Raw genomic sequence first — 21598 nt, forward strand, 5'->3', positions numbered from 1 at the left:
AATGATAACTGTATATCGGACCCGTACTGCGTTGCTCAGCATTGACGGCAATCCTACCCATGAGTTATATCAGCAATTACTAATTAGACGGGTGAATCCTCTTAAAGTTTCATTCAATTTGAAGTCGCCTCATCTTCCCGTACGGTTTCTCTCCATTCCACCGTCTTACTTCCAGCTTGCTTGTCCAGCATCATTCCTGTACCCAGCGCTGCACATTCGAGCGGGCGTTCGGCAATCAGCACGGGTACCCCAGTATCTGATCGAATTCTCGCAGCAAGTCCATCAAGCAGAGAACCTCCTCCGCAAAGCAGCATTCCCTGCTCCAGAACATCTCCGGCTAATTCAGGCGGACACTGCTCCAATGTCGTTCGGACGGCTTCTACAACGGCTGTTACAAATTCATTGATAACTTCATAAATCTCGTCGGATGATAGTTGAATGGACCGTGGAAGACCATGAACCACATCGCGTCCGCGAACCTCCAAAATTCGCACCGCGGCCATTTCATTGACCGAACCAATTTCTCTTTTAATTTTTTCCGCTGTGCGTTCTCCGATTTCCATATTGTATTGTTTTTTTACATATTCCATAATATCCTGATCGATGGACATACCGGCCCGCTGCATCTTGTGACTGGTCACAATACCGCCCAATGACAGTACGGCCAGTTGGCAGCTGCCGCCTCCAATATCAAGAATAAGTCTCCCCAAGGGCTTCTCAATTTCAATCCCTGCACCCAATGCAGCAGCCAAAGGCCCCTCCACAGCAATGGCCCGATTAGCTCCTTTACGGACGACTGTCTGTTCGACAGCTCGCTTCTGCACATTGGTAATGCCGCAGGGTACAGAGATGTACACTTGAGCACTGCTAAGAAAGAAGGAACGAGCTTGCATTTTTTTTATAAATTGTTGAATCATGCTGCTTGTCATATCGATGTTGGCAATCACGCCGTTCTTTAATGGATATGTGACTTCCACATGCTCGGGGGCGCGGCCAACCATAGCCTGTGCTTCCGCACCTACTGCAATCAGATCACTCGTGCGTTGATCTATAGCGACCACAGACGGTTCGTTAAGCATAATTCCTTTTCCTTTTTCAAATATAACGGTATTGGATGTTCCCAGATCAATGCCGTACACTTTTCCAAAACGTTTCAGCATAAGAACCTCTCCTTTTTTTTACAAGATTCTTCATGGTGTCGGGAGGCGGACATGTCATGTATAGACCTTATAGTATTCTGAGGACAGGTACATTTTGAGGGGGATGTCGGCAAAATAAAAATAGGCACCCGAGTGCTATCGGCATGCCTGCTCCTTATTGTCTTTCCTTGCCCACTGAAAACAGCGGGACTATTCAATGATAGGATTGTACTCGTTCTAGCCTGAACACGGGCTGTAGGCTATTTCAACCGCATACTTCTAAGCAGCAAGTCCATCGGTTCTTTTTCAATCGCTTCTCCCCGGTGATAATGCTCCACAAGCTTATCCAAACGAGCAAGTTGATGCCCGTAATCATACATCGCTGCTGCTACGACGGAAAGTCTCAGCATCCCTGGTGAACTTCCTTCATATTTCCCGATTAAGGTGGACATAAATTGCTCATTATCCGCCTCTATTTGCAGGCCCTCCGAGCTGTCCGCTTTCAGCTTATCATCAAATTTGAGCAAGATATGTTCGTGAAATTTAATCAAACGTTCTAAATGCGCATCAAAAAACTGATCTGTCTGCGACGTTCGCGCCGCCTGAAAATAATGCTCATCCACAGCTTCGAGGATACCAAGACCTTTACTCATTGCAAGCAGCTTCTGCTTGTATATCACGAGCTGACGAATACGGCTGAAGCCCGCTCTCTTCATCTTCTTAATCTCTTCCTCCATTAACGCATACTTCGATGTTAACGATTGTATGGAGCGCTCCAAGTCTTCCTTCTCTTCACGAAACACAGTTTCCTTCATTTCATCAGATATAACTGTCCGCAGCAGCAGTGACATTTTATTAAAAACCGAATGAATCTGCAGGGCAAATTGTTCCTTAGGCTTAGGAGGAAAAAAGAGAATATTGATCAAAAATGCGCAGCCTATCCCAATCAAACTAAGCAAAAAGCGATTTAATGCGAACTGCCATTCCCCCGAAGCTTCCATGACCGCCACCACAGTAACAAGGGTTAAGCCAATCGTTTCTTCCATCCCCATCCGTAAGCAAATAATGATAACTAGAATGCATACAATTCCAATAGCAATGGCATTAGGAGAGAAGACCATCCCTGCCAGCATGGCGAGTACAGCTCCCAGTACATTCGTCTGCAATTGCTCCAAGAAGTAGCGCCAGGATCTATAGATCGAAGGCTGCATAGCAAAAATCGCCGCAACTGCCGCGATAACCGGAGGCGTGAAGTTAAGCCATACACTGATGTAAAGCGCAAGTGCGACAGCCATTCCCGTTTTCCAGACACGGGCTCCAAATACCACAATGCTTCCTCCTTTTCCTTTCTCATCTGCAAACTGTTACATCCTATCTTACACAGCCTAAAGTTCGGTTGCAAAGCGATAAGACGTCAAAAATAGAAAAAGCACAATCAGACCGCAATTGCTGATCCGATTATGCCTTTTATAAGATACATTCTCTTGTATCGGGACGACACGATTTGAACATGCGACCCCCTGCTCCCAAAGCAGGTGCTCTACCAAGCTGAGCTACGTCCCGTTTCATGCTGTCTTTCCTTACGTGCCCTGAGAGATTCGAACTCCCGACCTTTTGATTCGTAGTCAAACGCTCTATCCGGCTGAGCTAAGGGCACAAACATACAAATGGAGCGGAAGACGGGATTCGAACCCGCGACCCTCGCCTTGGCAAGGCGATGCTCTACCCCTGAGCCACTTCCGCTTGAATTGCTTCCAAAAGACATTCACTTTTGGAAAATATGATGCGCGTAGAGGGACTTGAACCCCCACGGTCGCCCGCTAGATCCTAAGTCTAGTGCGTCTGCCAATTCCGCCATACGCGCATATGTCTTGCAGGCAAATGGTGAGCCATGTAGGACTCGAACCTACGACACCCTGATTAAAAGTCAGGTGCTCTACCAACTGAGCTAATGGCTCGTGTAATACTGGGGATCTAGGATTCGAACCTAGGCATGACGGAGTCAAAGTCCGTTGCCTTACCGCTTGGCTAATCCCCAATATGAATGGAGGCTGATGGATTCGAACCACCGAACTCGAAGAGAGCAGATTTACAGTCTGCCGTGTTTAGCCACTTCACTAAGCCTCCGAAATAAAAACATGCCGTCGAGAGGACTTGAACCCCCAACCTACTGATTACAAGTCAGTTGCTCTACCAATTGAGCTACAACGGCATACATTAAAAAATACTGGCGGAGCCGACGGGATTCGAACCCGCGGTCTCCTGCGTGACAGGCAGGCATGTTAGGCCTCTACACCACGGCTCCACATAGTATGGTGAACGCTGACGGGATCGAACCGCCGACCCTTACCCTGTCAAGGTAATGCTCTCCCAGCTGAGCTAAGCGTTCAAATTAAGAAATGGCGGAGAGAGAGGGATTCGAACCCTCGCACCGCTTACGCAGTCTAACCCCTTAGCAGAGGGTCCCCTTATAGCCACTTGGGTATCTCTCCAAAATTACAATAGCGGCAGAGGGGCTCGAACCCCCGACCTTACGGGTATGAACCGTACGCTCTAGCCAGCTGAGCTACGCCGCCAAACTACATGCTACGGAGAAGGAGGGATTCGAACCCTCGAGACGCTTGTGACGCCTACACGATTTCCAATCGTGCTCCTTCGGCCTCTCGGACACTTCTCCAAAGTTAATTGGGGCCCCCAAAAAGTAATCGGATTACTCACTCGGAGCATTTCTTCACTTTTTGGGGACTTGACTCCCCGAACAGGACTCGAACCTGTGACAACTCGATTAACAGTCGAGTGCTCTACCAACTGAGCTATCAGGGAATATTGGTGGAGCCAAGCGGGATCGAACCGCTGACCTCCTGCTTGCAAGGCAGGCGCTCTCCCAGCTGAGCTATGGCCCCAAATGTTGACCTATATGGTATTCCCATTACTTGATGTTCATATGCACCCTTGGCACAAGTTACTATGGTGGGCCCTAGTGGACTCGAACCACCGACCTCACCCTTATCAGGGGTGCGCTCTAACCAGCTGAGCTAAGGGCCCTTACTGGACGCAGCTTCGTAATGAAATCCACAAGGTGGAAATCGCTTGGCAACGTTCTACTCTCCCAGAACCCTTCGGTTCAAGTACCATTGACGCTGGAGGGCTTAACGGTCGTGTTCGAGATGGGAACGCGTGGATCCCTCCGCCATCATCACCAAACGATTGTTTTGCGTTAGCAAAACTGTGGTGAGCATACTTACGATGCTTCTGCCAGGAAACATCTTATGCTCTTGACTCAAGGTGACTTGCACCCTGAAAACTAGATACGAAACTTACGTAAAGTGTGAGTATTTGTTAAACCGGTTTGTTTCCGGTCCCTTAGGTTTGTGACCTTCGGGGCTCCTCGCAAAGTAATCGGAATTCGCTTCGTCAGCTTCGCGTCACTTTGTGGGGACTTTGTTATGCTTCCGAAGCTAGCTTTCCTCCGGAAAGCTCTTAGGTTAAGCCCTCGACCGATTAGTATTCGTCAGCTCCATACATTGCTGCACTTCCACCTCGAACCTATCAACCTCGTCGTCTACAAGGGGTCTTACTGAATTGGGAAATCTCATCTTGAGGTGGGCTTCACGCTTAGATGCTTTCAGCGCTTATCCCTTCCGTACATAGCTACCCAGCTATGCCTCTGGCGAGACAACTGGTACACCAGCGGTACGTCCATCCCGGTCCTCTCGTACTAAGGACAGCTCCTCTCAAATTTCCTACGCCCGCGACAGATAGGGACCGAACTGTCTCACGACGTTCTGAACCCAGCTCGCGTACCGCTTTAATGGGCGAACAGCCCAACCCTTGGGACCTACTTCAGCCCCAGGATGCGATGAGCCGACATCGAGGTGCCAAACCTCCCCGTCGATGTGGACTCTTGGGGGAGATAAGCCTGTTATCCCCAGGGTAGCTTTTATCCGTTGAGCGATGGCCCTTCCATTCGGTACCACCGGATCACTAAGCCCGACTTTCGTCCCTGCTCGACCTGTTTGTCTCGCAGTCAAGCTCCCTTATGCCTTTGCACTCTTCGAATGATTTCCAACCATTCTGAGGGAACCTTTAGACGCCTCCGTTACTTTTTAGGAGGCGACCGCCCCAGTCAAACTGCCCACCTGACACTGTCCCCATACCGGTTCACGGTACCAGGTTAGAACTCCGATACGATCAGGGTGGTATCCCAACGGCGCCTCCACCCAGCTGGCGCTCAGGCTTCAACGGCTCCCACCTATCCTGTACAGATCGTACCAAAGTCCAATATCAAGCTGCAGTAAAGCTCCATGGGGTCTTTCCGTCTTGTCGCGGGTAACCTGCATCTTCACAGGTATTAAAATTTCACCGGATCTCTCGTTGAGACAGCGCCCAAGTCGTTACGCCATTCGTGCGGGTCAGAATTTACCTGACAAGGAATTTCGCTACCTTAGGACCGTTATAGTTACGGCCGCCGTTTACTGGGGCTTCGGTTCACAGCTTCGGGGTAAACCCCTAACCGCTCCCCTTAACCTTCCAGCACCGGGCAGGCGTCAGCCCGTATACTTCGCCTTGCGGCTTCGCACAGACCTGTGTTTTTGCTAAACAGTCGCTTGGGCCTTTTCACTGCGGCCCCCTCGGGCTATTCACCCTACCGAGGCACCCCTTCTCCCGAAGTTACGGGGTCATTTTGCCGAGTTCCTTAACGAGAGTTCTTCCGCGCGCCTTAGAATTCTCTTCTCGCCCACCTGTGTCGGTTTGCGGTACGGGCACCTTCGCCTGGCTAGAAGCTTTTCTTGGCAGTGTGAAATCATGACCTTCGGTACTATAAGTTTCCCTCCCCATCACAGCCCAGCCTTATGGTGTGCGGATTTGCCTACACACCAGCCTCACTGCTTGGACGAGCATCCATCAGCTCGCGTCACTATCCTTCTGCGTCACTCCATCGCTCATAACGGCTACGGTGGTACAGGAATATCAACCTGTTGTCCATCGACTACGCCTTTCGGCCTCGCCTTAGGTCCCGACTGACCCTGAGCGGACGAACCTTCCTCAGGAACCCTTAGGCTTTCGGCGGATCAGATTCTCACTGATCTTTTCGTTACTTATACCGGCATTCTCACTTGAATGCAGTCCACCAGTCCTTCCGGTCTGACTTCTACCCGCATTCAACGCTCCCCTACCCAAGTGCAAATCTTGTTTGCACGTTGCCATAGCTTCGGTGGCGTGTTTAGCCCCGTTACATTTTCGGCGCAGAGTCACTCGACCAGTGAGCTATTACGCACTCTTTCAATGGTGGCTGCTTCTAAGCCAACATCCTGGTTGTCTGTGCAACTCCACATCCTTTCCCACTTAACACACACTTGGGGACCTTAGCTGATGGTCTGGGCTGTTTCCCTTTTGACAATGGATCTTAGCACTCACTGTCTGACTCCCGGATATGAGTTTGTGGCATTCAGAGTTTGACTGGACTTGGTAACCCTTGGCGGGCCCCGCACCCAATCAGTGCTTTACCTCCACAACTCTTTACTCCGAGGCTAGCCCTAAAGCTATTTCGGGGAGAACCAGCTATCTCCGAGTTCGATTGGAATTTCTCCGCTACCCCCACCTCATCCCCGAATTTTTCAACATTCGTGGGTTCGGGCCTCCAGTGAGTGTTACCTCACCTTCACCCTGGACAGGGGTAGATCACACGGTTTCGGGTCTACGTCCACGTACTCAAGCGCCCTATTCAGACTCGCTTTCGCTGCGGCTCCGTCTCTTCGACTTAACCTCGCACGGGAACGTAACTCGCCGGTTCATTCTACAAAAGGCACGCCATCACCCATAGAGAGGGCTCTGACTTCTTGTAAGCACACGGTTTCAGGTTCTTTTTCACTCCGCTTCCGCGGTGCTTTTCACCTTTCCCTCACGGTACTGCTTCACTATCGGTCGCTAGGTAGTATTTAGCCTTGGCAGATGGTCCTGCCGGATTCCGACGGGGTTTCACGTGTCCCGCCGTACTCAGGATCCCTCTAGGCATACGTTTGTTTTTGGCTACGGGGCTTTTACCCTCTTTGCCGGACCTTTCCAGATCACTTCGCCTAACAAACTTTTGCCACGTTGAGGTCCTACAACCCCAAGGAGCAAGCTCCTTGGTTTGGGCTAATCCGCGTTCGCTCGCCGCTACTGACGGAATCACATTTTGTTTTCTTTTCCTCCAGGTACTTAGATGTTTCAGTTCCCTGGGTATGCCTCTCATGCAGCTATGTATTCACTGCATAGTAACTGCGCATTACCACAGCTGGGTTCCCCCATTCGGACATCCCCGGATCAAAGCCTGCTTACGGCTTCCCGAGGCATTTCGTCGTTCGCCACGTCCTTCTTCGGCTCCTAGCGCCTAGGCATCCTCCGTGTGCTCTTTCTAGCTTAACCAGCTAAAAATAACTTTCATTAACTGCTATGACACAGTCAACGAAAAGGATTTCTAAGTTTCACGCTTTACGTTTCGTTTTCGTTATCTAGTTTTCAAGGAACAATGTTGCAACTGTTACATTCGCCGAAGCGATGTCAGTTGTCAACTTAGAAGAAAGGGTTTTGGGGCTCCCCGGAAAGTATTCGGAATCGGCTGTGAAGCTTATCTTCACTTTTTGGGGACCAAGATTGACCTTTCAAAACTGAACACGAGTGAAGAAGCTGTTTGTGCTTTAAGCACTTGACTGGTTCGTTTCAGAACCGAGTCTCCATAGAAAGGAGGGTGATCCAGCCGCACCTTCCGATACGGCTACCTTGTTACGACTTCACCCCAATCATCTACCCCACCTTCGGCGGCTGGCTCCTTGCGGTTACCTCACCGACTTCGGGTGTTGTAAACTCTCGTGGTGTGACGGGCGGTGTGTACAAGACCCGGGAACGTATTCACCGCGGCATGCTGATCCGCGATTACTAGCAATTCCGACTTCATGCAGGCGAGTTGCAGCCTGCAATCCGAACTGAGATCGCCTTTTTAGGATTGGCTCCAGATCGCTCCTTCGCTTCCCGTTGTAACGACCATTGTAGTACGTGTGTAGCCCAGGTCATAAGGGGCATGATGATTTGACGTCATCCCCACCTTCCTCCGGTTTGTCACCGGCAGTCATCTTAGAGTGCCCACCCGAAATGCTGGCAACTAAGATCAAGGGTTGCGCTCGTTGCGGGACTTAACCCAACATCTCACGACACGAGCTGACGACAACCATGCACCACCTGTCTCCTCTGCCCCGAAGGGAAGCCCTATCTCTAGGACGGTCAGAGGGATGTCAAGACCTGGTAAGGTTCTTCGCGTTGCTTCGAATTAAACCACATACTCCACTGCTTGTGCGGGTCCCCGTCAATTCCTTTGAGTTTCACTCTTGCGAGCGTACTCCCCAGGCGGCATGCTTACTGTGTTTACTTCGGCACCGAGGAATCGAATCCCCGACACCTAGCATGCATCGTTTACGGCGTGGACTACCAGGGTATCTAATCCTGTTTGCTCCCCACGCTTTCGCGCCTCAGCGTCAGTTATAGGCCAGAAAGTCGCCTTCGCCACTGGTGTTCCTCCACATCTCTACGCATTTCACCGCTACACGTGGAATTCCACTTTCCTCTCCTACACTCAAGCCATCCAGTTTTCGATGCGAACCGGGGTTGAGCCCCGGGCTTAAACACCAAACTTAAATAGCCGCCTGCGCGCGCTTTACGCCCAATAATTCCGGACAACGCTTGCCCCCTACGTATTACCGCGGCTGCTGGCACGTAGTTAGCCGGGGCTTTCTTCTCCTATACCGTCACACAAAGCGCAGTTACTCGCCTTGCTGTTCGTCTAGGGCAACAGAGCTTTACGATCCGAAAACCTTCATCACTCACGCGGCGTTGCTCCGTCAGACTTTCGTCCATTGCGGAAGATTCCCTACTGCTGCCTCCCGTAGGAGTCTGGGCCGTGTCTCAGTCCCAGTGTGGCCGTTCACCCTCTCAGGTCGGCTACGCATCGTCGCCTTGGTGAGCCGTTACCTCACCAACTAGCTAATGCGCCGCAGGCCCATCTGTAAGCCACAGCTTGCACCGTGTTTCATGATCTCTCCATGCAGAGAAACCAGCTATCCGGTCTTAGCTATCGTTTCCGATAGTTATCCCGGTCTTACAGGCAGGTTGCCTACGTGTTACTCACCCGTCCGCCGCTAGCTTGTCCCCGAAGGGACAAGCCCGCTCGACTTGCATGTATTAGGCACGCCGCCAGCGTTCGTCCTGAGCCAGGATCAAACTCTCCAATAAGGTTGGACAATCGCTTGTCCGTTATTGTTAAGCTGAATAGCTCAATGTCAAAGCTGACGAGATTTTGCAATCTCTTTTGTTTAGAGTCGATTGCTCGACTTAAGACATTTCCGTTAGGAAATGTTACTTCGAAAGCCTATGCTTTCTTCACTCGTTGTTCAGTTTTCAAAGAACAAATTTCTTTCGTTTTTGCTGTTTCCTGTCGAAAGCAGCTCGATTAATATATCACATTCAGTTAGTCGATTGCAAGAACTTTATTTAGTTTCTTTTGTTCTTTCGTTCGTCTTCCGAAGCGACAAGGAGTAATATATCAAAACGAAATACGGAATGCAAGTCTTTTTATAAAAAAATTAATAAATAAAAACTCCGGCGCATATGCACCAGAGTTTCATGTAATGACTGTGTATCTTTCTAGCCTTGGCTACCAATGAAAATGTAACGAGCCAGGACAAGTATAGCAAGTACCCACATCAGCCAGTGGATTTGGTATTGGCCTTTGTTACGAATGTTGCCTGCCGCAGCAAGGACTACATAAGTAACGATTCCGAAAGAAATTCCGTTCGCAATGTTGTAAGTGAATGGCATCAATACAATAGTAAGAAATGCTGGAATGGCATATACGAAATCTTGAAAATCAATCTCGCGAACCGATTGCACCATTAGTACACCGACTACAATAAGAGCAGCCGCTGTAGCAGAGCCTGGAATGAGCATAGCAATTGGAGCTAAGAACAAGGAGAGCAGGAAGCATACACCAGTTGTTACTGCAGTCAGACCAGTACGTCCACCTTCAGCAACACCCGCAGCACTTTCTACAAATGCTGTTACCGTACTTGTACCCACCAGTGCACCGCCGCTTACCCCGATCGCGTCCACGAACATCGCTTTACCGACACGTTTGTTGCCTTCTTCTTTGTTCTTCATAATTCCTGCACGGCTTGCAGTTCCAACCATCGTACCGAATGTATCGAAAAGCTCAACGAACGTAAACGTTGCAATAACGGAGATGATGCCTGTGTTCATAATGCCTGCAAAGTCAAAATCAGCAAAAGCAAGCTTACTCATGTTAGGAACCCATGTGGTTTCTGGACTTGTAAGAGAGCCTAAATTCACAAGGCCCATGAAGAAGCCTACAACCGTCGTAGCTAGAATCCCGAATAAAATAGCCCCACGAATACGCAGTACCATGAATACGGAGATCAAAAGGACTCCAACAATAGCCAAGATAACATTTTTGTCTTCAAGGGAACCCATATGAAAGATAGTCTCAAAGGAAAGCAGATCTGTATATTTATGTGCCGCAATATCGTTAGATCCTTCTACAGCAACTGTGAGAATTCCACTGTTTTTAAAGCCGATCATGGCGATAAACAATCCGATACCAACCGTAATGGCATGCTTCAAGCTGTCAGGAATGGCAACAAGCAGCATTTGGCGGATTTTTGATACCGTTAAAATCAAGAAGATAATCCCAGAAATAAATACAGCCGTTAATGCCATGGAGAACGTGAACTTGCCTTGCGATGAAAGAATAATAGTTGCAAAATAAGCATTCAGTCCCATACCAGGCGCGAGCGCAACCGGGAAATTCACGAACAATCCCATTGCAATCGTCATCACACCTGCTGCAATTGCTGTGGCCAAGAAGATAGCTGTCCAATCACCGCCAGTTGCACCTGACTTAAAGGCGCTGAGAACATCCGGATTCACGGCCAATATGTACGCCATGGTCATGAAGGTTGTAATACCCGCCATGATTTCCGTCCTTACGCTGGTGCCGTTCTCTTTTAACTTGAAAAACCGATCCATCTACTTATTCCTCCTATAGCATATTGGGAACAGCAAAAACCCGGAATCATGAATGATTCCGGGTACGAAAAAGAGCTACTCCATATGAGAGCTGCCTATAGCATGCGTGCAGGTACGATCTCATAAGGATTCCGTCCTTTTTTCGTAGCCAGATCATTTGCGGTGATCTCGTAGAAACTCTCAGGCCAATTCCCGAGATTATACGAAAAAACTGTTATCCATTTCATATTTTAAGATTCGTGTCGAACATTGTCAATAAAAAAACCGAACAATACACGGGTTAATTTTCCCGGATGTTCGGTTTCGTATGCAAATATGGAATTATTCCCACTCAATGGTAGCAGGCGGTTTGGAAGTTACATCGTAGACGATACGGTTAACGTTGTCGACCTCGTTGACGATACGCACGGAGATTTTCTCCAATACATCCCACGGAATACGCGCCCAGTCTGCGGTCATACCGTCAATGGAAGTAACGGCGCGGATACCTACGGTGTAGGAGTAAGTTCTGGCATCGCCCATAACGCCAACGCTTTTCATGTTCGGCAGCGCAGTGAAGTACTGCCAAATTTCGCGATCAAGTCCTGCTTTTGCGATTTCTTCACGAAGGATGGCATCGGACTCGCGTACGATTTTTAGCTTGTCCTCGGTTACTTCTCCTAATACACGAATCGCAAGTCCAGGACCTGGGAATGGCTGTCTCCAGACGATTTCAGGAGGAAGGCCGCACTCTTCGCCGACTTTGCGCACTTCGTCTTTGAACAATGTTTTCAACGGTTCTACCAGCTTGAATTTCATATCCTCTGGCAAACCGCCTACATTATGGTGAGATTTGATGGTTTGTGCCGTAGCGGTGCCGCTTTCGACAATATCTGTATAGAGTGTACCTTGCGCCAAGAATGCGAAGTCGTCGAACTTGCCCGACTCCTCTTCAAACACGCGGATAAACTCGTTTCCGATGATTTTACGTTTTTGCTCAGGGTCGTCTACTCCAGCAAGCTTACCGAGGAAACGGTCGCGGGCGTCGATTTTCACAACCTTCATGTCGAATTTACCGACGAAGGTCTCCATGACGCTCTCCGCTTCACCTTTACGCAGCAAACCGTGGTCAATGAACATACATGTCAATTGGCTTCCGATCGCTTTATGAATCAGAATAGCCACGACGGAAGAATCTACGCCGCCGCTAAGCGCGCAGAGAACTTTTTGGTCGCCGACTTGCTCACGGATTTCACGAATTGTATCTTCAATAAAGGTTTCCATGCTCCAGTTGCCTTCGCAGCCGCCACGCCGTATACGAAGTTATGGATCATTTCATTCCCTTTAACCGAGTGGCGAACTTCTGGGTGGAACTGTACGGCGTGGATGTTTTTGTCGCGATGGCTCATCGCAGCGATATGCAGTGAATCCGTGCTTGCTTCAAGCACAAAGCCTTCAGGCAGCTCCGACACGTGATCGCCATGGCTCATCCATACCACTTGCTTGGCATCCAGATCTTTTACCAAAGGGCTTCCGCCTTTGAACTCCAGCTCCGCTTTGCCGTACTCGCGAGTTTGTGCACGTTCTACTTTTCCGTTCAATTGGTGAGCAATAAGCTGCATACCGTAGCAAATACCAAAAATTGGAATACCTAAATCATAGATGGCCGGGTCAACAGCTGGCGCGCCTTCGCCATACACACTGGCAGGTCCGCCGGAGAACACGATCCCTTTAGGGTTAAGCTCGCGAATTTTCTCTACAGTAGTGTTGAAAGGCAGCAGCTCGCTGTATACGCCCAAATCGCGAATCCGCCTTGCAATTAACTGGTTGTATTGACCCCCAAAATCCAGAACAACAATCATTTCACTCGGTTTACTCATGATCCGCCTATCCGCCTCCTAGTTTCATAGCGACTTTCTTAGCTTGTCCAAATCGCTATTTCTAGGTACTAATTTTAACCATGACCTGCCTAGGATGTAAAGGGCTTATAGCAAAGAGCTTTGCGATTATTCGGTTATGAGCTCTTAGTCCGCTGTTCCCTTGATTGGATCGCCTTCCACAGTCTCATAATCTCAGCTTTGGAATAGTTGACGGGCTGCGACGGAGCGTATCTCATCGTTTCGTAAACAAGGGCGAACTGCAGCAAAGCATCCTTTTGGTTATCGTTATCCAATGTCAGCGCAGAGACGTATTCCCTTAACGTCTGCTCGGAGGTAATTCTCCCGTGCTTCCGGAAAAGCTGCTGCCATAAGCGATCCATAAGTCGTATCAAAGGCTGGGCTGGTGAGACCCTAACGCCTGTCTGTTTCGCAAGTTTGCCGAACCGATTAGAGACAGACGCCCATTTCACCATGAGCGCTATCGCGAAAAGGAGAAGAATGCCGGCCGCTCCTATACTCCATTGCCTCCAGTTCGAGACAAGCAGCTGCTTAACATCATAAAGCTGAGATTGAAGGCTTTCTTTAAAAGTCGAACCTCGCTTCTGCTCTGATGAAACTCCCTGCTGCGACACTGCATCCGGCTTGGCAAGAGCCATTCTGGAGCTGGATTCTTCGGACCCGTAAAAGCCGGGTGTCGGTTCGAAGGGCACCCAGCCCGTCTGTGGAAAATAGACCTCCACCCATGAATGGGCATCCTTGTTGGTCACCGTAAACTCGTGCATACCGTCTTTGGCTGCTGAGATTTCCGTACCCGGCGCGTACCCCTTCACCCATCTGGCCGGCACGCCGACAGCTCGAAGCATGACCGTCATAGCCGTAGAGAAATGATCGCAATAGCCGATCTGATCGACGAACAGAAAGTGACTGACGAAATCCTCCGTTTTGGCCGGTCGGGTTGGCTTGTCCAAGCTGTAGGTGTAGTGATTGCGCAGATACTGCTCAATTGCTGCCGCTTTAGCGTAAGGAGTCGCGCTGCCTTCGGTTATATCTTCAGCTAGTTTACGGACGGTTCGCGGAAGCTGTGCAGGCAGTTGAAGATACGTATTCGTTATATCTTCCGGATACGATCCAGTGTCAGCCTGCAGAACGGACGGTTCTGCATTTGGCGGACTTACCGTTACTTTATAATAAGAAAGAGGGGCGGACATTTCCGGCAGTTTTATTTTACCGCTGGTTGTACTTATAAGCACTTGTTCGTCAGAGATCGGCTTGTCCCGATCACTCACAAGTAATTGAATATGCTCAAGACCACCCCCGACAAACAGCTGCCGGCCATACGAATTGCTATCCAGCAGAACCTCCTGCGTAACCGTTGTTCCGGAGGTATGCACGGCCACGCCCGCATTCACTGCCCCTGACGAATAAGGCTCCCACTCCGGTTCTGCTTGGGTCCAGCCCTTGCCGTCATAAAGGCTCTTGGATTCGCCTCTCCAATAAGTCTTTTCTGATGACTTGGCTGTAAATACAACCGTATTGTCAGCCTGCAGCGGTCCGCCGAGCACTGAATCGTCCTGACCGTAGCCGCTCTTGGCGGCAGCGCCCTGAAAGGCTTCATTGTCATCGTACAAGGAAAGCAGGGAGTCGGATAAATGACCTATATCCAGCGGTTTCATCATCGCCTTTGACTCCACAGCAGAAGCTGCATACAATCCCCCTACCGCGAGTAAACCGATGATCACAGCACTGGCGAACATCCAGGTAAGTGCTCCTGCCGATCTCGACATGCGGAGCCCGTACGAAGCTTCAATTCTGCTCAGGTTCAGCATGGCTAACAGAAGTAAGCCATACACCAGCGTGCGAATGATACCTAGTGTCGTATCCGCGCTCAAAGCCAATTGCAAACCGATTAAATAGAGTAAAGTCGCTCCGATAAACCACAGACTGTGTTGGCGCTGGAGCATCAGAGCCTGGGTAACCGAGATCATCAGCGTCCAGCCGATGACAAACAGCAGCGTCCGGGACTGCGCGCTGATGGCCTCCAGCCGTCCCTGAAGCAAATGCGTAACGTCCTGCACAGCGGTTTGCAGCAGGTCTGCGACCCAGGTGCCCGTCATAAACTCACTGCGGTAGAACATGAAGCCAATGAACAGCAGCAGAAGCAGGCTTTTGGCAGCCCAGCCCCAAGCATAAGGAACCTTTAAGGCGTCCATGGCGATGCACAAGCCGAAGATGATCAGGAACGGCTTGATCATATAAATTTCTGAGAATTCCGCAAGCATCGGCAGCGGAATGAGCCATTCTGCCAGCAGCAGGAACAGCAGCAGCGACAAGAAGCAGTCGCGTGCCAAGGAGCTGTTCATCTCTTGCTGCTGGAGCGGCGCTGCGGCGCGCTGGTGTGAACGCGCGCCTGCCGTTAAAGGGCAATACCCGAAGGGCCCCTGGGTTCAAGCTGTTGCATCCGCCACACCTCCCTGCTTGGGCCACTCGCTCGGCGGATGCGGCACTTCCGTGAAGCTGCAGCCCAGCGCCTGCAGCTGCAAGGCCGCCTCTCGGTCTGTGACCGAGAGGGGAACGCCGCGCGTGCACGTACACGACGTGCACGGCTCTGCGCCTGCTGCGCGCCTCCGCAATGGCGCGCAGCAGGTCCTGCCCCAGCGTCGATGTGATGCACAGCATCGACGTATCCGGCGGCAGCGTCCCGGCCTCCTTCCTGACAAGGTCAGGGAAGGAGAGGCCGAGGCGGCCGCCCAGGCTCGCGAGCGCTTCGTACGCGAGCGTCAGGTCCTGGCGGATCGCCGGCGCGATTCGCCTGTCCTGGGCCGAGCTGCTGGCGAAGCCGCAGCTGTCGCCCGCACGGGCCGCCGCTTCGAAGAAGCCGGCGGCGAGGGCGATGCCCTTCTCCAGCAGCGGCTGGAGGGATCCGGGCGCAATGCCTGCCGGAGCTGCATCGAGCAGCGGCCGGGAGGCATCGGGCGACGCACTTGTAGGCGACGCATCCAGTAAGAGCATCTTTTTGGCAGAAGCCGTTCGTTCTGCTTCCTTGGTCATCAGCCTGCCCAGCTTGGCTGTAGACTTCCAATGAATGCGGTGATACGGATCTCCGCTGACATAGTCGCGAACGCCGCCCACCATCGGAATAGCCGACGAGTGTAAGCCTTGAGCCGGTTTATCTCCGTCTTCGCTTTGAAATGTCATCACGGCCCGGCTAAGCGAGTCCGGCTTCGGATATACGACGCAGCTGAGCTCGGATGTGCCCTGCGCACGGCTGACCGCAAACCCGAACAAGTCGCCGGTCGCCGCTTCGAATTGTGCAAAACGATATACACCTCTCATCAGTCCTGTAATCCGGTAGCGTAGCACAATCGACTTGCGAAACCACGGAAAGAGCAGCCTGCGATACACCACCTTGCCCTCGAAGGCGCTGTGTGTCCAAGATTCTTTAATCAGCAGCCATGGCATAGGCAGCCAGGAGGAATGAGCAATCTGCAGCGTGATGTCCAGCTCCTGACCGGACACCCCCACTGTCTGAGACAAGGTCCTTTCAATCCGAAAGCCCCGAAATGCAGAAACCTGCAGGAGCGCAGCTTGCAGCCAAATCATCAAAAAGATATCCAAAACAAACCAGGCGGCAAATCCGCCTCTGCGAAAAACCAAAACAGCTAAAAGCACACAGCCTGCTGTTAGCAGCAACATTTTCCCTGAGCTTCTCATCGCTTCAACCACCTACTTCGAAGAAGCGTAACGAAGCACAGGCGTTTGAGCCGATGCCAGGATTGCATTCATGACAGACTCAGCTGATTTGCCGTTCATTCGGGCTTCCGACGTTACCTGCAATCGGTGAGACCACACAACTGCCGCAAGCTCTTTAATGTCATCCGGAATCATAAAGCTCCGGCCTCTCATATAAGCCAAAGACTGAGCTGCGCGCATGAGAGCATAGGAAGCTCGTGGGCTGACACCCAAATATAAATCTGGATGCTGTCTGGTTGCCAGAGCAAGCCTTACAATGAATTCCTTCAACGTCTCATCGACATGCACCATCCGCGCTTCCCTCTGCAGCTGAACGAACTCGTCCTGCACGATGACCGGTCTCAGCTTGTCAATAGGCTGACGATCCTGCAATCGGTCCAGCATCTGGATTTCATGTTCAAGCGACGGATATCCAAGGCTCAGCTTCATGAGAAAACGGTCCAATTGCGCTTCCGGCAGTGTATAGGTCCCTTCATAGTCAGCTGCATTCTGTGTGGCAAGCAGCAAAAAGGGGCTGCGGCAGCTCATGGCTTATTCCGTCAACCGTAACCCGCTTCTCCTCCATGGCTTCCAAAAAAGCAGCCTGTGTTTTCGGGGAGGTACGGTTGCATTCGTCCGCTAAGACAACAGGAGTCATGATGGGACCAGGACGAAACTCAAAATCCCCTGTTTTGCCGTTGTAGACGGAAACTCCCGTCACATCTGTCGGAAGCAAATCAGGCGTGCATTGAATTCTCTTGTATTCGCAACCGATCGTAATGGCCAGCGCGCGCGCCAGCATCGTTTTCCCAACGCCAGGCACATCCTCTAAGAGCACATGTCCGCCGCTGATCATCGCAACAAATGAGCGCTCTATCGTTTCTCTCTTTCCAATCAGCACTTTCTCTACGTTCATGATCATCCGTTCCACTAGAGGCTGTGGCTGATCGAATGCTCGGGCTTTCGACTGCATTGGCAAGAAGCCTCCTTTAATAGGTTATAACTTCTAGCATTTCCAGTCGTCTATCATTTTAGACACTAGTAGCCCATCGCAAATAGAGAGTTTGGAGCAATCGAATCATGTTCTCGGAAAAAGAAAGCTTTTTCGAAAGGACAAAGAGACTTCTCTTTGCCTGGAATCCATCACAGCTTCCGTAATTTGTCCGCCCAGGAGCTCTATTGTCTTGCGAAGAGGCACTTGAATAACTCCATCTTCCAGCTTCATATCGGCTAAGGGATAACGGCCCGTTTCTTTCCCCCAGGTATAGATACGGATCGTTTTTAAAGGAATATCGTATTCCATGTCTTTCTTCCCGTAGTGAATCTTGGCCGTCCTTGTATCCGCCTCCCATTCAACTTGTCCTCCCAGCTTCTCTATCAACGTACGAATGGGCAGCTCAATCCGGCCGTTCTCCAGTTCATATTGATCGTTCCCCAGTACCATACACTCCCCTTGCCCCAACCAAATTTCAAGAGGCACGGCTGCCTCCTGCCCGGCAAGCGCTTCAGTAGATTCCTCTCGCGCCACCTCCGATTGCTCCTGCAGCATTTGCATGGCATTCTGCTCGGTGGGGTCGGGTTTGGGGGTATGGGCAAGCACATAATTCTGTGTTTCTTTGAGCAAGTCCATGAAATGAGCTTCACTCATGCTTCTAGTCCATTTCGATTTACCGACATGAAACTGCTCCGGTTTTACATTCGCTGTTAAGGGTGCAAATACATAGCCGTGTTTTTTGTAATAGCTGATCACTTCCGGCAGCGCTTTCACAGACTCCTCGTGTCCCGTTCCATCGTGAAAAAGAACTGTAATTTCATGTTTAAGCGGCGCTTGCTCCACTTCATGAATAATTTCATTGACCGGCACATTCTGCCGCTTGGAATCTCCGCTGTCTACATTCCAATCTACCACCGTATAACCCGCCTGATTCAAAAAGTAATAGTAAAACGCGTCAAAGTTCGTATACGTCCCTCCCGGTGCTCTTACAAACTTTGGCCGAACTCCTGCTACATCTTGAAAGATGTCTTCGCTTGTTTGAATTTGATCCCAGAAGGTTTGGAAATCCCCGTAAAGCTGCTTATACACATGATTATAAGTATGATTGCCGAGTGTATGTCCCTCGTCCACGACCCTCTTAACGAAATCAGGATACGCCTTAGCCTCTTCCCCTAACTCAAAAAACGTCGCTTTGATGTCATTTTCTTTTAATATATCAAGCACTTGCCCGGTGAGCTTACTGGGCCCGTCGTCAAACGTCAAATACACGGTAGGCTGTTCCGGAGCTGTATATTCTTGCTGCTGTTCTACGCGCTTACCTGTCTTTAGCTGCTGGTAGACGTCTTCCTGCTGCTTCATCGCCGCATTTGAAGCCTCCGCGCTCTCATCCGCGTAAGCTGGTCCTGCCGGGAACCACAAATAAACTACTAATAAGACTGCCATTAAGATCTGGATACTTTTCCGATATTTGCTTCTCCAACTACTTGAATGAGCGTGCATGTTCGATATCCCTCCGCTACTGATCTATCATTTTGGCCTGCTGATAGAGTATATGGGAGAAGCAGCGGGAGTATGTCTGTTTCATAGATTGTATTTAGAAGGAGATTATTTAGGGCCTGTAGAATTTCAATTCACAAAGTTAGACAAAATTCGACAAAGGGAAGGCGATGGAAATGCCTAATTTCTCAGAACTGATCAAGAAGGGAGCGTCCTCCGGTAGTGATACCCGATACTCTTTACGCGATCAAGATGCAATTCGTAGAAACTTTATCGTGTTTTTGGCAATTACAGCAACTGTTCTGCTCATGTACATGAGCTTGTTCTCCTTAAACGGCTCACTCGATCAAACCACCAGTCTTACCTACATCATTGAAACGGCCGTATGGATTGTGTACGGCATTCTGCATTTTCCAAAAGGATGATCCATCAGCTCTGTTATTTCGCCGTTTTAGCCAGTGGGATTAGCACATCGATGCAGATCATTCAACATCCGGACCCGACCAATATGTTCAGTATCTATTACGCTATGATCCTTGCCCTCATCTTTATGAAAATGATTCCTTGGTTAATCAGCGCCGTGTGGGGGCTAGGATTAACGATTTATATGATCACGGCGCAGCATTCCGCTCTTCATTTGGACGCAACTTCCGCTCCGACTTATATCATTTATTTCATTCTGATTTCCGTCCTGATGCTTGGTGCCCTGAAAGTATCCAACAACATGATCAGGAACATCGAAGAGTCCAGAGCGAGAGCCGAGCAATTGTTTCATGCACAGGAGGAACAGCGCTTACAAGCTAAGAACCAAGTCACCTCGATTACGGACCATTTGAGACAAATCTCTCAAACCGGCGAAGAGGACAGTATTTCTTTTGACGAAATGAATAATGCTTTCCAGGATATTGCCAGCGGAGCCGCCGATCAGGTTGATTCCACAATGACCATTAACAACTCCATCCAGAGTACGAATGAATTAATCCAAGAAATGTCCAAATCGATCCATACTCTGATTGCTCAAACCAATGAAGCGGCTCAGTTGTCGGAGCAAGGAATGAAAAGAATGGACAAACTCTCTGAAACGCTGGATATTTTCACCCAAGACATCGGTGCCGTATCCGAGGACACTAGCCTGCTGATCGACCGTTTGAATGAAACCAGCCAATTCAGCGATACCATTCAAGACATTGCTAACCAGACGAATCTCTTATCCTTGAACGCCAGTATTGAAGCAGCCCGTGCAGGCGAGCATGGCAAAGGCTTTGCCGTTGTAGCCAATGAGATCCGCAAGCTCGCTGATATGACGGCCAAGTCGGCCATTCGTATTTCCGAGCAGCTGCAGGAGTTCACTTCCCTTTCTGGACAGACCCGTACGAGAATGGAGCAAGTCGCTGTGCGGATGCAACAAAGCAATGAAATTACCGGTCAAACGAAGCAGGCATTTGAATCCATTACGGATTCTGTTGTTATGCTGAAGGAGCTCTCCACCAGTTATAGCGAGCTCATGGAGCGAATCACCAGCTCCTCAGCCTCAATCGGGGATTCCACGAACAGTCTGGCCTCTATCAGTCAGGAAGCATCGGCTACGCTTGAAGAGCTTTCTGCGACGCTCCAGACACTGCTGCAAAATAACCGTAAGAACCTGGATCGCATTAAGGATGCTGAGCAAGGGTTGCGGTCTGTCATCCAATAAGATAAACCACTACGAGGTGTTTCGAACTTATACTTGCTTTTGTAGTCAAATACCCGCGCATAGTGGAGCCCTGGCTTTGATGCTAACGCAGGTACTATGCAAGAAGCCCCAAAATTATAAAAGCTGCATCCGTTTATGGCGGAGGCAGCTTTTCTTCTTTGTTACATTTAGAATGAATAATCTTAGAATCCGAACAAAGCTAGCACCCTCCCGGTCCTTCCTTCACGACCATTAAATGGTTGCCATCCTGGTCCTTAAACACAAACCACTGACCATCCTGAATATCGGTTACGATCTCTACTCCGGCATTCTTCACATACTGATAGGCTTCTTCTATATCGCTGGTTGGGAACATCACGGCTGGAGCCTGATAGGGTGCTGCGCCTTGCGGCTGCATGCCTCCCCACATTGGCATCGTATCCAGAATGACCGCCGGACCTTCTACGGGCAGCGGACAGAGATGTCCGAACAGTATTGGCGTATCCGATGGGAATCCGAACAATCGGCAGTACCAATCACGAGCTCTTTCTATATCACGGACCGGAATAAACGTACCTGCTATTTTAGGTGAAATTGGTGATGGCATGGCAGCTGCCTCCTTTTGCTTCGTTCT

General features: G+C 50.1%; 9 protein-coding genes, 16 tRNA genes, 3 rRNA genes, 2 pseudogenes and 1 riboswitch. Of the genes and pseudogenes, 2 read left to right on the forward strand and 28 right to left on the reverse strand.

All coding sequences use genetic code 11. The features are described 5' to 3' along the window. Positions 1 to 113: 113 nt before the first annotated feature. The 27 genes and pseudogenes from mreB to L0M14_RS24725 form a co-directional block, all read right to left on the reverse strand. Entirely contained in the window at positions 114 to 1160 is a 1047-nt protein-coding gene (mreB, locus tag L0M14_RS24595; protein ID WP_235119097.1) for a rod shape-determining protein, read from the reverse strand. 239 nt (positions 1161 to 1399) lie between these two features. After that, positions 1400 to 2467, reverse strand: coding sequence for an FUSC family protein (locus tag L0M14_RS24600; protein WP_235119098.1), 1068 nt, complete (start codon positions 2465 to 2467; stop codon positions 1400 to 1402). A 161-nt stretch (positions 2468 to 2628) separates the two neighbouring features. Continuing rightward, positions 2629 to 2702 (reverse strand) — tRNA-Pro (locus L0M14_RS24605). Between the two features lie 20 nt (positions 2703 to 2722). Continuing rightward, positions 2723 to 2796 (reverse strand) — tRNA-Arg (locus tag L0M14_RS24610). An 11-nt stretch (positions 2797 to 2807) separates the two neighbouring features. Then, positions 2808 to 2882 (reverse strand) — tRNA-Gly (locus L0M14_RS24615). 41 nt (positions 2883 to 2923) lie between these two features. Then, positions 2924 to 3003, reverse strand: a tRNA-Leu gene (locus L0M14_RS24620). An 18-nt stretch (positions 3004 to 3021) separates the two neighbouring features. Continuing rightward, a tRNA-Lys gene (locus L0M14_RS24625) sits at positions 3022 to 3097 on the reverse strand. 8 nt (positions 3098 to 3105) lie between these two features. Continuing rightward, positions 3106 to 3177: transfer RNA gene (locus L0M14_RS24630), tRNA-Gln, on the reverse strand. Positions 3178 to 3184: 7 nt separating this feature from the next. Continuing rightward, positions 3185 to 3266 (reverse strand) — tRNA-Tyr (locus L0M14_RS24635). 12 nt (positions 3267 to 3278) lie between these two features. Then, a tRNA-Thr gene (locus tag L0M14_RS24640) sits at positions 3279 to 3351 on the reverse strand. A 16-nt stretch (positions 3352 to 3367) separates the two neighbouring features. Then, positions 3368 to 3444: transfer RNA gene (locus L0M14_RS24645), tRNA-Asp, on the reverse strand. 8 nt (positions 3445 to 3452) lie between these two features. Further along, positions 3453 to 3528: transfer RNA gene (locus L0M14_RS24650), tRNA-Val, on the reverse strand. Between the two features lie 11 nt (positions 3529 to 3539). Beyond that, positions 3540 to 3631: transfer RNA gene (locus tag L0M14_RS24655), tRNA-Ser, on the reverse strand. Positions 3632 to 3641: 10 nt separating this feature from the next. Further along, a tRNA-Met gene (locus tag L0M14_RS24660) sits at positions 3642 to 3715 on the reverse strand. 13 nt (positions 3716 to 3728) lie between these two features. Continuing rightward, positions 3729 to 3816, reverse strand: a tRNA-Ser gene (locus L0M14_RS24665). Positions 3817 to 3889: 73 nt separating this feature from the next. Then, positions 3890 to 3962 (reverse strand) — tRNA-Asn (locus tag L0M14_RS24670). Positions 3963 to 3966: 4 nt separating this feature from the next. Further along, a tRNA-Ala gene (locus tag L0M14_RS24675) sits at positions 3967 to 4042 on the reverse strand. A 65-nt stretch (positions 4043 to 4107) separates the two neighbouring features. Then, positions 4108 to 4184: transfer RNA gene (locus tag L0M14_RS24680), tRNA-Ile, on the reverse strand. A gap of 43 nt (positions 4185 to 4227) precedes the next feature. Then, positions 4228 to 4343 (reverse strand): 5S ribosomal RNA (gene rrf / locus L0M14_RS24685). Positions 4344 to 4620: 277 nt separating this feature from the next. Beyond that, positions 4621 to 7547 (reverse strand): 23S ribosomal RNA (locus L0M14_RS24690). A gap of 315 nt (positions 7548 to 7862) precedes the next feature. Then, positions 7863 to 9404, reverse strand: a 16S ribosomal RNA gene (locus L0M14_RS24695). Together the 16S, 23S and 5S rRNA genes with 16 tRNA genes alongside form the textbook arrangement of a ribosomal RNA operon. Positions 9405 to 9815: 411 nt before the next feature. Continuing rightward, positions 9816 to 11213 (reverse strand): NCS2 family permease, encoded by a 1398-nt coding sequence (locus L0M14_RS24700; protein WP_235119099.1) that lies wholly within the window; start codon positions 11211 to 11213, stop codon positions 9816 to 9818. A 125-nt stretch (positions 11214 to 11338) separates the two neighbouring features. Beyond that, a riboswitch (purine riboswitch) is annotated at positions 11339 to 11439 on the reverse strand. A 95-nt stretch (positions 11440 to 11534) separates the two neighbouring features. Beyond that, positions 11535 to 13072, reverse strand: a pseudogene (gene guaA, locus L0M14_RS24705) (glutamine-hydrolyzing GMP synthase). Between the two features lie 134 nt (positions 13073 to 13206). Next, on the reverse strand, positions 13207 to 15282 hold the full coding sequence (locus L0M14_RS24710) for a transglutaminase TgpA family protein (protein ID WP_350340526.1): 2076 nt from the start codon (positions 15280 to 15282) through the stop codon (positions 13207 to 13209). Further along, positions 15191 to 16783 carry a DUF58 domain-containing protein gene (locus tag L0M14_RS24715; protein WP_235119100.1) on the reverse strand — a complete coding sequence of 531 codons (1593 nt, stop codon included), beginning with the start codon at positions 16781 to 16783 and terminating at the stop codon, positions 15191 to 15193. The genes L0M14_RS24710 and L0M14_RS24715 overlap by 92 nt, the downstream gene beginning before the upstream one ends. A gap of 12 nt (positions 16784 to 16795) precedes the next feature. Then, a pseudogene (locus tag L0M14_RS24720) lies at positions 16796 to 17774 on the reverse strand (AAA family ATPase). Between the two features lie 105 nt (positions 17775 to 17879). Next, positions 17880 to 19295 (reverse strand): polysaccharide deacetylase family protein, encoded by a 1416-nt coding sequence (locus tag L0M14_RS24725; protein WP_235119101.1) that lies wholly within the window; start codon positions 19293 to 19295, stop codon positions 17880 to 17882. Positions 19296 to 19468: 173 nt separating this feature from the next. Between L0M14_RS24725 and L0M14_RS24730 the strand changes: the two genes are divergently transcribed. Together L0M14_RS24730 and L0M14_RS24735 are read left to right on the forward strand one after the other, a co-directional pair. Further along, a complete protein-coding gene (locus L0M14_RS24730; protein ID WP_235119102.1) occupies positions 19469 to 19717 on the forward strand; it encodes a hypothetical protein in 249 nt (82 codons plus the stop codon). Between the two features lie 50 nt (positions 19718 to 19767). Continuing rightward, on the forward strand, positions 19768 to 20985 hold the full coding sequence (locus L0M14_RS24735; protein WP_235119103.1) for a methyl-accepting chemotaxis protein: 1218 nt from the start codon (positions 19768 to 19770) through the stop codon (positions 20983 to 20985). A 199-nt stretch (positions 20986 to 21184) separates the two neighbouring features. Here the strand turns inward: L0M14_RS24735 and L0M14_RS24740 are convergent, their stop codons facing one another. Continuing rightward, entirely contained in the window at positions 21185 to 21571 is a 387-nt protein-coding gene (locus L0M14_RS24740) for a VOC family protein (protein ID WP_235119104.1), read from the reverse strand. Between the last annotated feature and the right edge of the window lie 27 nt (positions 21572 to 21598).

This window comes from Paenibacillus hexagrammi (genome assembly GCF_021513275.1).
In the GTDB taxonomy this organism is placed as follows: Bacteria; Bacillota; Bacilli; order Paenibacillales; family NBRC-103111; genus Paenibacillus_E; species Paenibacillus_E hexagrammi.

Coding starts and splice junctions, on each gene's coding strand:
- mreB (WP_235119097.1), bottom strand. CDS start 1,160: ATGCTGAAACGTTTTGGAAAAGTGTACGGCATTGATCTGGGAACATCC.
- L0M14_RS24700 (WP_235119099.1), bottom strand. CDS start 11,213: ATGGATCGGTTTTTCAAGTTAAAAGAGAACGGCACCAGCGTAAGGACG.
- L0M14_RS24710 (WP_350340526.1), bottom strand. CDS start 15,282: ATGGACGCCTTAAAGGTTCCTTATGCTTGGGGCTGGGCTGCCAAAAGC.
- L0M14_RS24715 (WP_235119100.1), bottom strand. CDS start 16,783: ATGAGAAGCTCAGGGAAAATGTTGCTGCTAACAGCAGGCTGTGTGCTT.
- L0M14_RS24725 (WP_235119101.1), bottom strand. CDS start 19,295: ATGCACGCTCATTCAAGTAGTTGGAGAAGCAAATATCGGAAAAGTATC.
- L0M14_RS24730 (WP_235119102.1), top strand. CDS start 19,469: ATGCCTAATTTCTCAGAACTGATCAAGAAGGGAGCGTCCTCCGGTAGT.
- L0M14_RS24735 (WP_235119103.1), top strand. CDS start 19,768: ATGCAGATCATTCAACATCCGGACCCGACCAATATGTTCAGTATCTAT.
- L0M14_RS24740 (WP_235119104.1), bottom strand. CDS start 21,571: ATGCCATCACCAATTTCACCTAAAATAGCAGGTACGTTTATTCCGGTC.